Below are 13543 nucleotides of genomic sequence, written 5' to 3'. Positions count from 1 at the left end.
AAAAATCTCCCGCGTCCCTTAGCAGGGCCTTGGGCAGTCGCCTAGCGAGAGCGGCGCAGTTCGATGACGTCGAAAGTGGATTCGTGGATCGGGTAGGGCAGTTCGAGCCGGTAGACCTCTTGACCAGCCAGTTTGACCAGACAACCGACCTGGTCGAATTCGGGATCATCGCCATAAGAGCGCGCCGGATCGTTGTTGTAGTGGATGGCGCCCTGGTAGAAGAGACCGCCATCCCCGGGGTCAGCGTGCCGGTAAAGCGCTGCGAGCCGGAGACTTTTTCGATACGGCTGCCGTCCCCGGAAACGTCGCAGTCGAAATAGCCATAGACCGTCAGCGGCAACAGCCCGCCGAGCTTGAGTGTCCGGCATTGGTAAGTGCCGTCCGGAATGGCGCCGAACTCTTCCGTGTCGGGGCTGAACACGGCAGCAACCGCAGCGCGCTCTTTTTCGAACGTGCCGAGCATGGCTTCGGCCAGGCCGCGCACCCGTGACGTTTCATAGTTTTCCATCCGCTCGGCATCGACGGTGCTGAGATCGACGCCGTCCGGCACGGTGCAGGCGGTTGGCGCAAGAACCGGCAGGGATAGGAAGGCTGCAGCAGCCAGCGTTGGGAGGCGAGAGGCATATAGGGGCATGAGCTTCTCCTTGGATCGAAGCGGAACCTTGCACCGCAACAAGGCTTTTCCAAGCAAAGCCAAGGAGTGTTTTCATGTCCAAGATTTTGACTGACCATGCCGAGATCCGCCAGTGGACCGAGGCGCGCGGTGGCCACCCGCTCCTGATGGACACGCCAGATGGCACGGGCACGCGCACTCTCCTGCAGCTCAGCTTCGGCCAGCATGCGCTCAACGGCACGGGCGACGAAGGCCCGGATCGTTTGACTGGCTGGGAGCTTGCCAGCTGGGACGACTGGTTCGCGGCGCTGGAAGAGGCCGATCTCGCGGTCCAGGTGTCGGACGATCCGGCCGGCGGCAATGAAGCGGAATTTCAGTTCGTGTCGCGTAGCGAGGAAGGCGAAATCACCGATGCCGCCAAGAAACCGGCCTCTATCGTGACCGAAGGTCCGGACCCCTCCAATCGCGGTTTCTAAGCTTGTTGCGGAGCGGGTGAACTAATCCCGCCCTTCCGCATCGGCTGCCGCCTCGATGGCTTCCATGTCGTCGTCGGAAAAGCCGAAATGGTGGCCGAGTTCGTGGATCAGCACATGGCTGATGACTTCACCCAGCGTATTGTCTTCGTTTTCGGCCCAGTAATCGAGTATGGCGCGGCGGTAAAGAAATACCGTGTTCGGCAATTGCCCGGTCTGCGGCACTGCACCGTCTTCGGTGAGGCCAATGCCGACAAAAAGGCCCATCAGCTCGAAGGGGCTCTCCATGCCAAAGCCTTCGAGCACATCGTCTTCGGCATAGTCGGCGACCGAGCAGGTGACATCCGCCGCCAGTGACTTGAACGGCTCTGGCAATTCGGCCAGGGCCTTGCTGGCCATGGCCTCGAAGTCATCGATGGTCGGCGCAAAAAGCCCCGACCAGTCCGTTCCGCTCAGTGCCACTCGCGGATATCGACGAAGTGGCCGGCGATGGCGGCAGCTGTCGCCATGGCGGGCGACACGAGATGGGTGCGGCCCTTGAACCCCTGGCGGCCTTCGAAATTGCGGTTGGAGGTCGATGCGCAACGCTCTTCGGGCTTGAGCTTGTCCGGGTTCATGGCAAGGCACATGGAACAGCCCGGTTCGCGCCACTCGAAACCGGCTTCCTTGAACAACACGTCCAGCCCTTCGGCTTCCGCCTGCTCCTTGACCAGACCCGACCCGGGCACCACCATGGCGGACACGTGTGGCGCCACCTTGCGGCCACCGATCACGGCGGCGGCGGCGCGCAGGTCTTCGATGCGGCCATTGGTGCAGGAGCCGACAAAGACGCGGTCGAGCTTGATGTCGGTGATCGGCGTGCCGGGCTTAAGGCCCATATAGTCGAGCGCGCGCCACTTAGAGGCCCGCTTGGTTTCGTCGGCGATATCGTCCGGGTTGGGCACAGCGCCGGTGATCGAGATGACGTCCTCTGGCGACGAACCCCAGGAAACGATCGGCGGCAGCTTGGCGGCGTCGAGGATCACGACCTTGTCGTAATGCGCGCCCTCGTCGGTATAGAGCGTCTTCCAATAGTCGAGCGCCATGTCCCAAGCCTGGCCGGTCGGGGCGCGGGGGCGATCCTTGACATAGGCGAAGGTCGTTTCGTCGGGCGCGATGAGGCCGGCGCGGGCACCGCCTTCGATGGTCATGTTGCAGACCGTCATGCGGCCTTCCATCGACAGCGACCGGATGGCTTCGCCGGCAAATTCGATGACGTGGCCATTGCCGCCTGCCGTGCCGATCTCGCCGATGATCGCGAGGATGATGTCCTTGGCGGTGACGCCGGGCGGCAGCTGGCCATCGACACGCACCAGCATGTTCTTGGCCTTCTGCTGGATCAGCGTCTGCGTCGCCAGCACATGCTCGACTTCCGAGGTGCCGATGCCGTGGGCCAAAGCGCCGAAAGCGCCGTGGGTGGACGTATGGCTGTCACCGCAAACGATGGTCATGCCGGGAAGGGTGAACCCCTGTTCCGGGCCGACAATGTGCACGATGCCCTGGCGGCGGTCGAAGGCATCATAATATTCGATGCCGAATTCGGCCGTGTTTTCGGCCAGGGCCGCGATCTGCGTCGCGCTTTCCGGATCCGGATTGGGCAGCGAGCGGTCGGTCGTGGGCACGTTGTGATCGACCACGGCCAGCGTGCGCTCGGGATGACGCACCTTGCGGCCGTTCATGCGCAGGCCTTCGAAAGCCTGCGGGCTCGTCACTTCGTGCACCAGGTGCCGGTCGATATAGAGAAGGCTCGTGCCGTCCGGATTGTTCTGGACCAGATGATCGTCCCAGATCTTGTCGTAGAGCGTGCGGGCCTTGGTCATTGTCGCGTGTTCCGGGGCAGGAATGGAGTTTGGTCTGGTTCTAATCTCAGCCAAGGCTGGAGGTCAAGCAGAACCGTACTCATGGGTACGGCTCAGGTTGCCGGGGCATCCTTGGCGCTTTGGATGGCGAAGACGCCAAGAAGGCTCGTGTCCAAACCGATGCGCAGGCGGCAATAAAGGGCGATGGCCATCTGCGCGAGAATGCGCGAGCCCATGTTGACCGCAGCCGCGCCGACGACGCCCCAGATCGGGATCACGATGATCTGAACCAGGAAGCCGACGCCCATGATGCCGCCAAAGAGGGCGACATAGGCGCGTTCATGCCCAGTCATCATCATCACGATCTTGGACGGGCCGGTGATGGCATCGAAGAGCAGCCCGAAGGCCAGGAGCAGCAGGACCAGGACGCCTTGCGAATAGGAGGGTCCGAACAGCGATAGGATGAAATCGCCGGAGACCAGGAACAGCGAAAAGATCACCAGCGAAAACAGGAACCCGGCCCAGGCGCAAAGCGCGGTGATCGCCTGCGCCTTGCGCATGTCGCCGGCGTGGAAATGTTCGGCGACCATGGGGGCGATGACCAGCTCGATGGCGAAGGTGAAAAGCGTCATCAGCCCGGCGGTGCGGAAGGCGTTGAAGTAGAGGCCGGAGGATTCCAGATCGAGCATCAGGCCGACGAGGATCACGTCCGCGTTGAGCGTGAAGGTTTCGATCAGCGCGCCCAGCAGGAGCCAGGTGCTGAGCGAGCCCCATTTCCGCCAATGCGCAGGCACCGGCCGGCGGCGCGGCATGATGGCGTAGCGGCGGCGCTGCGCCACGTACATTTGCAGGGCCAGCGTTCCCATCAACAGCGCGGCCGACAGCGTGAGTGCGTCTGGGCCGCTGAGCACGATGCCAAGCGAAAAAGCCCGATCACCGAGGCGGGCAGCGCCAGGCGCCAGCCGATGTCGCGCGGCAACAGCGCGGTCCAGAGGGAATTCTGTGCCCGAAGCACCGAGGAATTATACTCTGCCAAAGCCAGCGGCATGATCAGGAAGGCGGCGCCGAAGAAATGGTTGGCCGTATCGCCTTCGGCCAAAAACGGCATGTAGATGACGGCAAACAGGCTCAGCAGTGCCGCAAGGACGAGGCTCGCGCCGATGGTGATGGCAGAGCCAGCCGCGACGACCGCACCGGCACTGTCTTCGTCTCCGCCAGTGCGCAGTTGCGGCCAGAGCCGCAGCACCGCGGTGGACTGCCCGACGCCGGCAAGAATGGCCAAAACCGTCGCCAGCGACAGGCCAAAGGCAAAATGGCCATATTCGCTTTCGGTCATGGTGCGACAGACAGCACCACATAGGTGAGATAGGTCAGGCCTGCAGTGGCGACCTTGATGCCGAGCGACCCCACCGAGCGCAAAAAGCCGGTGGAGAGCAGGGCGCTCAGATCGGACGGAACGGCAAGACGCATAAAGGCTCCAGGCGCCAGTCAGCAGTTCTGGCGCCCCACCATCGCAGGTGCGCGTCAAAAAGGTCTTACCTCGGCCTCCGGCTTCCTACGTGTTTCAGTGCCGGAAGTGACGCATTCCCGTCATCACCATGGCAATGCCGGCCGCATCGGCCGCAGCAATGACTTCGTCATCCCGCATCGAGCCGCCCGGCTGGATCACGGCCGTTGCGCCCGCGGCAACCAGCGCCTCGAGACCATCGGCAAAGGGGAAGAAGGCGTCGGAAGCGACAACCGACCCTTGCGTCAGCGCACCCTCGAGACCGGCAGCCTGCGCTGCATCGATGGACTTGCGATGGGCGACGCGGGCGGAATCGACGCGCGACATCTGCCCGGCGCCGATGCCCGCGGTGGCGCCATCCTTCACATAGATGATGGCGTTGGATTTGACATGCTTGGCCACCTTGGCCGCGAGCTTGAGGTCGATCAGTTCCTGATCCGTCGGCTCGCGCTTGGTCACAACCTTGAGGTCGCAATCGTCGACATTGCGGTTGTCGCGACCCTGGACCAAAAGACCGCCGGCAACGGATTTGACCACCAGCCCCTCGGCCTTGGCGTCGGCGACGCCGCCGGTCAGCAACAGGCGCAGGTTCTTCTTGGCCGCGATGATGTCCTGGGCCTCCTGCGTCGCCGATGGCGCGACGATCACTTCGGTGAACACCTTGACGATCTCGGTTGCCGTCTCCGCATCGATCTCTCGATTGGTGGCGACGATGCCGCCGAAGGCGGAGACCGGATCTGTGCGCAGGGCATTAAGGTAAGCGGTCTTTAGATCGGCAGCGACGGCGACGCCGCAGGGATTGGCATGCTTGATGATGGCGACGGCTGCGTTTCGGCCGGATCGAACTCGCTCACCAGTTCGAAGGCGGCATCAGTATCGTTGATGTTGTTGTAGCTCAGCGTCTTGCCCTGCACCTGGGTCGCGGTGGCGACACCTGGGCGGTTCTCGCCGGTCTTGTAGAAGGCGGCCCGTTGATGCGGGTTTTCACCGTAGCGCATGACTTCGCTCAAGGTGCCGGCAAAGCTGCGATAGGTCACGTCCTGGAAGTCGATCTCGCGTGCAAACCAGGCCGAGATGGCGCTGTCATAGGCGGCGGTGCGGGCATAGGCCTTGGCCGCCAGCCGCTGCCGCAGTTCAAAGGGAATGCCGCCATTGCGAATGGCGTCGAGGATTGCCGGGTAGTCACCCGGATCGACGACCACCGTCACATAGGCGTGGTTCTTGGCCGCCGAGCGCACCATGGCAGGACCGCCGATATCGATGTTCTCGATGATCTCGTCGTAAGAGGCGCCGGAGGCGACGGTCTTTTCGAAGGGGTAGAGGTTGACGGCGACGAGATCGATCGGCCCGATGTCATGGGCGTCCATGGCCGCCTGATGCTCGGCATTGTCGCGCACCGAAAGGAGGCCGCCATGCACCTTGGGGTGGAGCGTCTTGACGCGGCCATCCATCATTTCGGGGAAGCCGGTGAGGTCCGAAATTTCACGAACCGGGAGCCCGGTTTCCGAGATCAGTCGGTGGGTGCCGCCGGTGGACACGAGTTCGACGCCGGCTTCGGACAGACCGCGGGCGAAGTCGGCCATGCCGGATTTATCGAAAACCGAAAGCAGTGCCCGCCCGACCTGAACCGTCTTGCCCATAACAACGTCTCGCGCTTGGAAGTGTTAGCGCTCCGCTAACACAAGGGCATCCAAACGCCAATCGCTTACTGGTCCTTGGTAAAAATCCAGGCGATTTCCCCACCTTCGACGACGTCGGCTTCCAGCACCAGCTGCCGCGTACGGTGAAAGCCGAGATAGGCGGACTGGCGGACGCTGTCCTCGTCGTGAAAGCGCGCCCCTTCCCAAAGAAAGCTCCAGACCGAGCCGTTTGGCAGCACCAGCCGGGCGATATTCTCGCCCAGGGTCGGCCGCACCTTGATCCCCGGCGCCAGGTGAAACCGAACCGCCAGAACGCCTTGCGGCTTGCCGGTGACGACGATCCGGTCCTGGCCCACAAGGGTCGTGCCTTCCGCCAGAAGCGTCAGCCGCCGCTCGATTTCGACGCCAAAGCGTTTCGCATAGCCAAGGGTCGCCATGGACAGTGTGTGCTCGGCGCTTTCGAGCGTTATTGCCCCGGATTTCCCCGCGGGAGGCACCGCGTCTTCGGCGTCGATGGTGGCCGAGGAGTGGGCAAGCGCCTGCCGGAACAAGGGCTTGCTTTCCGGCATGTCTGCAGGGGCGGGGCCGCAGGAGCCGACGATCAGCGCCGAGCCATGGCTGAACTCGAAACCCAGCGCCCCGGCATGCGCGTCGCCATCGAACCCCTTCGGCTGCTGGAGTCCACTATCGGCAATGACGACGCTGTCGCCAAAGCGCACGACGCCATAGCCGCCGATCAGCTTGAGCGCCGCTTGTCCGCCGGACCATTGGCCTGCACGGCGACCAGGATGTCGTGCGGCAACTGCCCGCAGCCGTTGAAATAAACCGGTTCGCCGCTCGAAAGCGTCAGGGCATCGAGCGCCTCATGCATGCGATCGATACGATGGCCGAGCTCGGCCATGACCGGGCTGCCGCGCCGGCCCATGGCGCGGCGCAGGCTCGCTAGCTCTGTCAGCAGCTGCAGCTGCAGTTTCGGATTGCGGGTGAGATGGAGACCATCGACATCGAGCTGGCTTGCCAAAACCGCATCGAGCCGTCCCACCGCAGGCTCCACATCGGGCACGTCGGCGGCATTGCAGAGCTCGGCGCCGACCAGGCCGATGGCGGCAAACAGGGTCTCAACCGGGTCGGAAGAGAGATTGGCGCGCACCCGAAGGCTTTGCACCTGTGTGCCCAAGCTGCGCTGGATGGTGGTCTGGCCTGCTCCGGCGTGGCGCCGTCGAGCACCAGCGTCAAGTGGCGCAGCCAGTTCAGCACCCGCTGGGCGGTGAGGCTCAGGGTCCAGCTATCGTGCTCGAACTGGCCTTCGCGGCTGATCCAATCGAGCACGAGCGTGCGGGCAAAATACTTCTCGCCGGGATCGCGCACGTCGCGAAAGTGCCGGAGCCAGGAAAAGCTATGGAGATTGTTCCACCAATCGGCGTGGTCGACCTCGAGCGAAAACGGCGAAGCTCCCTGCGTCTCGAAAAGTTTCGACGCCAGGAGATAGCGCCCCGACATCATGTCACGCACGGCGTCCTGGTCGGAGGGGCGGAAGTCGGGCAGGTCGCCGGCAAAGGCGTGATCGATCTGGCCGCGCCAGGTCCAGCGCAGGAGCGGCATGGTGACCAGGCCGTCGGCCATGCCGAGGGCCAGCCGGCGGCCACGGCCGATCAGCCGCCCGCCTACCATGGCTGCGCAGCCCTCGAAGGGGCGCGGCCGGATGGTCTCATGCCGGTCAAGTTCACTTATACTGTCCCTCGTGGCGCCGCCTTCCCAGCGGCGCCAAGTGTAAGCCCTTCAACGACAATGCGGATTTTGTGCGCAATGCGTTAGGAAAGGCTTAACCCTTTCGCGTGAATCGCGCCACGAAGAAGCCGTCCATTCCCCATCACTTTCACCCGGCCGCATGGCGGGGTGGGTGCGGACAAGTCCCTTGGCACTGACGGCACCTGGGAGACCTGGGAGTTCATCGGCCCGAACCGGGGAAAGTTCGAGCTCCGGCAAGGCGTCCAGCGCCCATTGCACCTGATCCTCGCCTTCAGCCGCTTCCAGCGAGCAGACGCAATAGATCAGCGTGCCACCGGGTTTGAGCGAGCGCAGGGCATTGCTGAGCAGCGAGCGCTGCAACCGCACGCGGCCGGCAATATCATTGGCCGACCGGTGCCACAGCACTTCCGGATGCCGGCGGAAGGTGCCGGTGGCGGCGGAGGGGGGCGTCGAGGAGAATGCCGTCGAACAGCGTCTGCGGCGCATAATGGGCCGCGTCGGCCTCCACGACATCCGGCGCATAGCCAAGCCGCGCCATGTTGCTCCTCAGCCGCTCGAGCCGGACGGCATCGCTATCGAGCGCGGTGACCTTGTACCCGGCCTTGCTCAGCTGCGCGGTCTTGCCACCCGGCGCTGCGCAGAGATCGAGAACGGTGCTGCCCTCTGGCAGGCGGAGCAAGCGAGCGGGAATGGCGGAGGCCACGTCCTGCACCCACCAGCGGCCTTCGGCAAAGCCGGGCAGGGCATCGACCGAGCGGTCGCGGCTTTCCACGCGCACCGTATCGCCGCTCAGCCGCTCAGCGCCGAGTGCCTCGATCAGCTTCGCGTCATCATCGCGCAGTGTGAGGTCGAGCGGCGCGCCGGCGACCAAGGCATCGGTGAAGTGCTGCACCGCCTCAGCGCCATAGGCCGCGCGCCATCCATTGCTGAGCTCGGGCGGCAGCAGCATGCGGTCTTCGAGAAGACCATAGCGCGCGGAATTGCCCTGCGCTTTGCGCAAAACGGCGTTCATCAAGCCCGAAAGGTGGCGCGCTTTGGGATCGCGCTTGATGGCTTCGACGGCAAGGAACAGCGCCGAGTGGGCGCCAAGATCGGGAAGGAACACGAGCTGCGCCAAAGACAGGCGCAGCACGGCTTCAAAACTCCCCGACTTTGCCGGCATGCCCTTGTCGAGCAGGTCGCGCATCATGAAGTCGATCTGGCCGTGGCGGCGCAGGGCGGTGGTGATCAGCCGATTTGCGAGCGCACGATCGCGGCCATCGGGCAGCTCGGCCGCAGACAGAGGTGAAAAATGTTCGCCGCCCAAAACGGCACGAAGCCGTTGGGCGGCGGCAAGGCGGAGCTTTAGCCCCGCCGGATCGCTGCGTTGCGCCACGTATTCTATCCCCAGGGACCGCGCGCACCGCCATCGTCTTCGGTGCGCCCCACGGTCGGCACGCGCCAGCCGCCGCCGATATCGCTGCCAACGGAGGGGCTGCGCGGACGGGGCTGGGGCCGGCGGCCCTTATCGTCCACACTCATCTCGGCTGCAAGCTTTTGCAGCGCGGCAATGCGATTGCCGGTGTCGGGGTGGGTTGAGAAGAGGTTGTCCATCCGCTGCCCGGACAGGGGGTTGATGATATACATATGCGCCATGGCCGGGTTGCGCTCGGCCGCGACATTGACCTGACGGCCGGCAAGCGTCGCGATCTTGTTAAGCGCCGAAGCCAGCGCCAGCGGATCGCCGGAAATGGCCGCGCCGTCGGCATCGGCCTCGTATTCGCGCGTGCGACTCACCGACATCTGCACGACCATGGCGGCGAGCGGGGCCAGAAACACCATCAACAGCGCGCCGATGCCGCCTAGAGGATTGTCGCGATTGTTGCCGCCACCGAAGAACAGGCCGAACTGCGCCAGCGCCGAAATCGCACCGGCCAGGGTCGCGGTGATGGTCATGGTCAGCGTGTCACGGTTCTTGATGTGGGCCAGCTCATGCGCAACGACGCCGGCGACCTCGCGCGTCTCAAGCTGCCGCAGCAGGCCCGAGGACACGGCGACGGCGGCATTGTTGGGGTCACGGCCGGTGGCAAAGGCGTTGGGCTGCTCGGACTGGATCACATAGACCGCCGGGGTCGGAATGCCGGCCCGCTTGGAGAGGACATCGACCATGTCATAGAGCTCGGGCGCCTGCGAGCGTTCGACGGGGACGGCGTTCTGCATGCGCAGCACCATCTTGTCGGAGTTCCAGAACGCAAAGACGTTGGTCGCGGCGGCAAAGGCCAGCGCCAGGAACATGCCGCTGGTGCCGCCGATGAAATAGCCGACGACCATGAACAGCGCGGTCATGCCGGCCAGAAGAACGAAGGTGCGCATGCCGTTGAACATGGGTCGTGCCCCTTGGGTTGGATCTCTTGACGAACTATGTTGTGCGTCACCGAGTTCCGCGCAAGCGGGCACCCCTATTTGTCATGGAGCGAGAGCGATGGACGAGGAAAGCCAGGCCAAGGTGCTGTCCCCGGCAGCGCAGCGAGCACTTGAGGAAGCCGAACAACGCCGCCGCGAGATCGATGCCGCGACCGCCATGGCGCCCAAGGAAAAGGGCGGCCGCGGCGGGCTCGAGCCAAGCCGCTATGGCGATTGGGAGATCAAGGGGCTGACGAGCGATTTTTAGACGCTGTCCTAGTCAAATTCGCGATGTCATCCCCGCGAAGGCGGGGATCCATCCTGAGATCTCAAGATGGGCCCCGGCTCAAGGCCGGGGTGACAGCCGGTGGGTGGGAGAATGGGCGCTCACCCCGGCAAAATATCGGTAATATTGAAGCCTACCGCAGACACGGCAAAGGTCGTTACCACCGTCACGATGGCAGCAATCAGCGCGTATTCGACGGCGCTCACGCCGGTCTCGTCTCGCAACAGATTTCGCAATATACGCAACAACATAGGCTTACTCGACCGCATAGGTCCAAGATGCACAAGCAATCCTGAACAGGAGGTGAATGGCCTAGCTTTGCGCCTTTGCGATGGCGGGGAGCACTTCGGTTTCGATCGTTTGCGGCGTCAGCGGGCCCACATGCTTGAAGACGATGGTGCCGCTCCGATCAACCAAAAAGGTCTCGGGCACGCCATAGACACCCCAGTCGATGGATACGCGACGGTCACGATCGGCGCCGATGGCATCATAGGGATTGCCCAGTTCGGCGAGGAAGGCCGCGGCATTTTCCGGCGCATCGGAATGATTTATGCCGAATAAACGGATGCCAGTCTCGGCTTTCACATCCTCAAGCAGCGGATGCTCGTCGCGGCAGGGAATGCACCAGGAAGCAAAGACATTGACCAGGGTCGGCGCGCCCTGAAGCGCTGCAGTGTCGAAGCCAGGCACGTCGATGCCATCGACCGCAGCCAGGGTAAACTGCGGCGCGGGCTTGTCGATCAGCACGGAGCGGACAAGACTGGCGTCGCGGTCGATGGAAGTAGCGAAAACGGCGACCAGCCCGATCAGGGCTAAAAGCGGCAGCGGGAACAGGAGATAACGCATCAAGGGCGTTTATCTCCAAGCTCGACCAGCCGTGCCGCGGTGCGCCGGGCATCGAAAATGGTCCAGCCGATCAGCGCTGCGACGCCGAGGAACACGCCGCAATAGGCGCCGATGATAAATTCGGCGTGCTGGCCCAGTTCGATCATGAGGCGTCTCCCCGCGCAGCCTTCCGCTCCAGCGTCATCACCCGCCGGCGCTTGACCTCGGTATGCATGGCCACGAGCTGCAGCGTGATGAAGAGGAAGGTGAAGGCAAAGAACATGACGAAAAGCGGCGTCAGGATCGAGCCCGGCATTCTGGGGCCGTCGGCAGTAAAGACGCTGGCCGGCTGATGCAGCGTCGACCACCAATCGACGGAAAACTTGATGATCGGCACGTTGACCGCACCAACGAGGGTAAAGATCGCAACGATGCGCGCGGCCTTCAGCTGGTCGTCGAAAGCGCGCCAAAGGGCGACGATGCCGAGATAGATGAAAAGGAGAATGAGGGTCGAGGTCATGCGACCGTCCCATTCCCAGAACGTGCCCCAGGTAGGTCGACCCCAGAGCGAGCCGGTGAAAAGCGCCATGGCCGTGAAAGCTGCGCCGAGCGGGGCCGCGGCCTTCATCGAGACGTCAGCCATGGGATGGCGCCAGACCAGGGTGCCGAGCGCTGAAACTGCCATGGTGCCGTAGACGAACTGGCTGAGCCAGGCGGTGGGCACATGCACATACATGATGCGCACAGTGTCACCCATCTGGTAGTCGGCCGGCGAATTGAAGAAGGCAAAGTAGAGACCCGCCGCAAACAGCAGCGCCGTCAGGGCGACCAGCGGCCAGATCAGCGGCCGCGTCCACTGGACGAATTGTCCGGGATGGGCCAGCCGGTTCCACCAGTTCATTTTGGGTGTGGTGTCGATGCTCATGGTGGCGCTCTACTCCTCCCCCATGCTATCGCAAGCGCGGCGGCAAAGGGAGTGAGTGCCAGCGCCATGAGACTGAGTGCCGCAAGAAAGAGCATGGCGGCAGTGCCTTGGCCCGGTCCGCCCAGCGGCGCGATGACGCCGATGCCGAAGATCAGGATCGGTACGCAGAGTGGCGCAATCAGGATCGGCGCCAGCAGGCCGCCGCGGCGTATGGCGACGGTGACCGCGGCCCCAAAGGCCCCGAATGCTGCAAGGGCAGGGGTGCCGAGCAGCAGCGACAATACCGTGCGCCAGAAAGTGTCGAGATCCATGGTGAGGATCACGGCAAGGAAGGGCGAGGCGACGATCAGCGGCAAAGCCGAGGTCAGCCACTGGACGATCACTTTTGCGGCAATCACGGCGGAGAGCGGCAGGTCGGCAAGGCGGTAGAGGGCAAGAGTGCCGTCTTCGAGATCGGGGCGGAACAGACGGTCCAAGCCAAGGAGCATCGACAAGAATGCCGCGATCCAGACCACGCCGGGCGCAATCCGCGACAAGAGCTCCTGGTCCGGGCCCACGGCAAAGGGCACGATGGCGCCGACGATAATGAAGAACAAGAGCAAGGTAAGCACGTCGCCGCCACCAGCAAAGGCGAGACGCAGGTCGCGACGGATGACGCTCAGGAAGCCGGTCACGGCGCGGCTCCCAGCTGCAATGTCGTGAGCGCGGAAACGGCGATATCGTCATGGGTGGCGATGACAGCGAGCCCGCCTTCGGCCAGATGGGCGCTCAGCAATTCCGCCAGCAGCACGCGTCCATCCGCGTCCAGAGCCGCACTGGGTTCATCGAGAAACCACAGCGGGCGGCGCGACACCAGAAGCCGTGCCAGCACCAATCGTCGCTGCTGGCCCGCCGACAGGTAGCCGGCATCCAGTTTTGCCGTCTTGCCGAGTCCGACGCGCTCCAGCGCCGCATCGGCACCCAAGCCGGTGTGGCCGTTGAGCGCCGCCCAAAAGTCCAGCGTTTGCCGCACTGTTATCCTGGCCCTGACGGCATTGCGGTGGCCGCAATAGTGGAGGGCAGGGCCGTCGTCCGGGTCGTGTCCCTCGATCGTCACCGTGCCCTCGACCGGCGCGAGAAGACCCGCCAGCGTCAGCAGCAGCGTCGACTTGCCGGACCCGTTCGGCCCCCGCAGCAGGAGCCCCGAGCCACCGGCAACGTCCAGCGCCAGACCGCGCGCCAGAATCGTCTCGCCGCGGCCCACGGCTAGCCCTTGGATGCGCAGCGATAGGGGGAATAGACTTGCCCTTGGGTCATGACCCCATC

20 protein-coding genes and 2 pseudogenes are annotated in these 13543 nt (G+C 63.9%); 2 read left to right on the top strand and 20 right to left on the bottom strand.

Annotated features, from left to right (window positions below; translation table 11 throughout):
- Positions 1-41: 41 nt before the first annotated feature.
- Positions 42-368 (bottom strand): DUF4893 domain-containing protein, encoded by a 327-nt coding sequence (locus tag G5575_RS22035; protein ID WP_407924845.1) that lies wholly within the window; start codon positions 366-368, stop codon positions 42-44.
- Positions 251-634: pseudogene (locus G5575_RS22030) on the bottom strand (DUF4893 domain-containing protein); the annotation flags it as partial. The gene G5575_RS22035 and the pseudogene G5575_RS22030, both read right to left, overlap by 118 nt.
- 74 nt (positions 635-708) lie before the next feature.
- Here G5575_RS22030 and G5575_RS02475 point away from each other — a divergent pair.
- The gene (locus tag G5575_RS02475; RefSeq protein WP_164532947.1) at positions 709-1089 is read left to right on the top strand and encodes a hypothetical protein; all 381 of its coding nucleotides are present in this window, start codon (positions 709-711) and stop codon (positions 1087-1089) included.
- A gap of 21 nt (positions 1090-1110) precedes the next feature.
- On the opposite strand, the gene G5575_RS02470 is transcribed toward G5575_RS02475, so the two are convergent.
- From G5575_RS02470 to htpX, 12 genes and pseudogenes are all read right to left on the bottom strand, one after another.
- Positions 1111-1485: a metallopeptidase family protein gene (locus G5575_RS02470; protein ID WP_164533717.1), complete on the bottom strand. Its 375-nt coding sequence runs from the start codon at positions 1483-1485 to the stop codon at positions 1111-1113.
- Positions 1486-1538: 53 nt separating this feature from the next.
- The gene (leuC, locus tag G5575_RS02465; RefSeq protein ID WP_164532946.1) at positions 1539-2945 is read right to left on the bottom strand and encodes a 3-isopropylmalate dehydratase large subunit; all 1407 of its coding nucleotides are present in this window, start codon (positions 2943-2945) and stop codon (positions 1539-1541) included.
- Between the two features lie 92 nt (positions 2946-3037).
- A complete protein-coding gene (locus G5575_RS02460) occupies positions 3038-3835 on the bottom strand; it encodes a lipopolysaccharide biosynthesis protein (RefSeq protein ID WP_164532945.1) in 798 nt (265 codons plus the stop codon).
- Positions 3790-4260: a hypothetical protein gene (locus G5575_RS02455; RefSeq protein WP_164532944.1), complete on the bottom strand. Its 471-nt coding sequence runs from the start codon at positions 4258-4260 to the stop codon at positions 3790-3792. Before G5575_RS02455 ends, G5575_RS02460 begins: the two co-directional genes overlap by 46 nt.
- Entirely contained in the window at positions 4257-4394 is a 138-nt protein-coding gene (locus G5575_RS02450; RefSeq protein WP_164532943.1) for a hypothetical protein, read from the bottom strand. Before G5575_RS02450 ends, G5575_RS02455 begins: the two co-directional genes overlap by 4 nt.
- A gap of 94 nt (positions 4395-4488) precedes the next feature.
- A pseudogene (gene purH, locus G5575_RS02445) lies at positions 4489-6071 on the bottom strand (bifunctional phosphoribosylaminoimidazolecarboxamide formyltransferase/IMP cyclohydrolase).
- A gap of 65 nt (positions 6072-6136) precedes the next feature.
- Positions 6137-6808 carry a heparinase II/III-family protein gene (locus tag G5575_RS02440; RefSeq protein WP_328765899.1) on the bottom strand — a complete coding sequence of 224 codons (672 nt, stop codon included), beginning with the start codon at positions 6806-6808 and terminating at the stop codon, positions 6137-6139.
- A complete protein-coding gene (locus tag G5575_RS02435) occupies positions 6808-6996 on the bottom strand; it encodes a hypothetical protein (RefSeq protein WP_164532941.1) in 189 nt (62 codons plus the stop codon). The genes G5575_RS02440 and G5575_RS02435 overlap by 1 nt, the downstream gene beginning before the upstream one ends.
- A 26-nt stretch (positions 6997-7022) precedes the next feature.
- A complete protein-coding gene (locus tag G5575_RS02430) occupies positions 7023-7742 on the bottom strand; it encodes a hypothetical protein (protein ID WP_164532940.1) in 720 nt (239 codons plus the stop codon).
- A 108-nt stretch (positions 7743-7850) separates the two neighbouring features.
- Positions 7851-8225: an RsmB/NOP family class I SAM-dependent RNA methyltransferase gene (locus tag G5575_RS20940; RefSeq protein ID WP_164532939.1), complete on the bottom strand. Its 375-nt coding sequence runs from the start codon at positions 8223-8225 to the stop codon at positions 7851-7853.
- Positions 8200-9195: a transcription antitermination factor NusB gene (locus tag G5575_RS02420; RefSeq protein ID WP_164532938.1), complete on the bottom strand. Its 996-nt coding sequence runs from the start codon at positions 9193-9195 to the stop codon at positions 8200-8202. The genes G5575_RS20940 and G5575_RS02420 overlap by 26 nt, the downstream gene beginning before the upstream one ends.
- A gap of 5 nt (positions 9196-9200) precedes the next feature.
- Entirely contained in the window at positions 9201-10184 is a 984-nt protein-coding gene (htpX, locus tag G5575_RS02415) for a zinc metalloprotease HtpX (RefSeq protein WP_164532937.1), read from the bottom strand.
- A 97-nt stretch (positions 10185-10281) separates the two neighbouring features.
- Between htpX and G5575_RS02410 the strand changes: the two genes are divergently transcribed.
- Entirely contained in the window at positions 10282-10470 is a 189-nt protein-coding gene (locus tag G5575_RS02410) for a DUF1674 domain-containing protein (RefSeq protein ID WP_164532936.1), read from the top strand.
- Positions 10471-10589: 119 nt separating this feature from the next.
- Here G5575_RS02410 and G5575_RS02405 read toward each other — a convergent pair whose 3' ends face one another.
- The 6 genes from G5575_RS02405 to ccmA form a co-directional block, all read right to left on the bottom strand.
- Positions 10590-10739 carry a Flp family type IVb pilin gene (locus tag G5575_RS02405; protein WP_164532935.1) on the bottom strand — a complete coding sequence of 50 codons (150 nt, stop codon included), beginning with the start codon at positions 10737-10739 and terminating at the stop codon, positions 10590-10592.
- Positions 10740-10800: 61 nt separating this feature from the next.
- Entirely contained in the window at positions 10801-11334 is a 534-nt protein-coding gene (locus G5575_RS02400) for a DsbE family thiol:disulfide interchange protein (protein WP_164533716.1), read from the bottom strand.
- Complete coding sequence (gene ccmD, locus G5575_RS02395) at positions 11334-11480, bottom strand: heme exporter protein CcmD (protein ID WP_207632972.1); 147 nt, start codon at positions 11478-11480, stop codon at positions 11334-11336. Before ccmD ends, G5575_RS02400 begins: the two co-directional genes overlap by 1 nt.
- The gene (locus tag G5575_RS02390; protein ID WP_164532934.1) at positions 11477-12238 is read right to left on the bottom strand and encodes a heme ABC transporter permease; all 762 of its coding nucleotides are present in this window, start codon (positions 12236-12238) and stop codon (positions 11477-11479) included. The genes ccmD and G5575_RS02390 overlap by 4 nt, the downstream gene beginning before the upstream one ends.
- Complete coding sequence (ccmB, locus tag G5575_RS02385) at positions 12235-12912, bottom strand: heme exporter protein CcmB (protein ID WP_164532933.1); 678 nt, start codon at positions 12910-12912, stop codon at positions 12235-12237. The genes G5575_RS02390 and ccmB overlap by 4 nt, the downstream gene beginning before the upstream one ends.
- Complete coding sequence (ccmA, locus tag G5575_RS02380; protein WP_328765898.1) at positions 12909-13496, bottom strand: heme ABC exporter ATP-binding protein CcmA; 588 nt, start codon at positions 13494-13496, stop codon at positions 12909-12911. Before ccmA ends, ccmB begins: the two co-directional genes overlap by 4 nt.
- Between the last annotated feature and the right edge of the window lie 47 nt (positions 13497-13543).

The sequence above is a fragment of the Devosia aurantiaca genome, assembly GCF_011058215.1.
In the GTDB taxonomy this organism is placed as follows: Bacteria; Pseudomonadota; Alphaproteobacteria; order Rhizobiales; family Devosiaceae; genus Devosia; species Devosia aurantiaca.
The sequence above is the reverse complement of the archived record's forward strand: the minus strand, read 5'-3'. Positions and strand labels throughout refer to the sequence as shown.

Excerpts from the sequence above, each read along its gene's own strand:
- G5575_RS22035 (WP_407924845.1), bottom strand. The coding sequence starts at position 368 with ATGCCGGACACTCAAGCTCGGCGGGCTGTTGCCGCTGACGGTCTATGG.
- G5575_RS02475 (WP_164532947.1), top strand. The coding sequence starts at position 709 with ATGTCCAAGATTTTGACTGACCATGCCGAGATCCGCCAGTGGACCGAG.
- G5575_RS02470 (WP_164533717.1), bottom strand. The coding sequence starts at position 1,485 with ATGGCCAGCAAGGCCCTGGCCGAATTGCCAGAGCCGTTCAAGTCACTG.
- leuC (WP_164532946.1), bottom strand. The coding sequence starts at position 2,945 with ATGACCAAGGCCCGCACGCTCTACGACAAGATCTGGGACGATCATCTG.
- G5575_RS02455 (WP_164532944.1), bottom strand. The coding sequence starts at position 4,260 with ATGACCGAAAGCGAATATGGCCATTTTGCCTTTGGCCTGTCGCTGGCG.
- G5575_RS02450 (WP_164532943.1), bottom strand. The coding sequence starts at position 4,394 with ATGCGTCTTGCCGTTCCGTCCGATCTGAGCGCCCTGCTCTCCACCGGC.
- G5575_RS02435 (WP_164532941.1), bottom strand. The coding sequence starts at position 6,996 with ATGGGCCGGCGCGGCAGCCCGGTCATGGCCGAGCTCGGCCATCGTATC.
- G5575_RS02430 (WP_164532940.1), bottom strand. The coding sequence starts at position 7,742 with ATGGTAGGCGGGCGGCTGATCGGCCGTGGCCGCCGGCTGGCCCTCGGC.
- htpX (WP_164532937.1), bottom strand. The coding sequence starts at position 10,184 with ATGTTCAACGGCATGCGCACCTTCGTTCTTCTGGCCGGCATGACCGCG.
- G5575_RS02410 (WP_164532936.1), top strand. The coding sequence starts at position 10,282 with ATGGACGAGGAAAGCCAGGCCAAGGTGCTGTCCCCGGCAGCGCAGCGA.
- G5575_RS02405 (WP_164532935.1), bottom strand. The coding sequence starts at position 10,739 with ATGTTGTTGCGTATATTGCGAAATCTGTTGCGAGACGAGACCGGCGTG.
- G5575_RS02400 (WP_164533716.1), bottom strand. The coding sequence starts at position 11,334 with ATGCGTTATCTCCTGTTCCCGCTGCCGCTTTTAGCCCTGATCGGGCTG.
- ccmD (WP_207632972.1), bottom strand. The coding sequence starts at position 11,480 with ATGATCGAACTGGGCCAGCACGCCGAATTTATCATCGGCGCCTATTGC.
- G5575_RS02390 (WP_164532934.1), bottom strand. The coding sequence starts at position 12,238 with ATGAGCATCGACACCACACCCAAAATGAACTGGTGGAACCGGCTGGCC.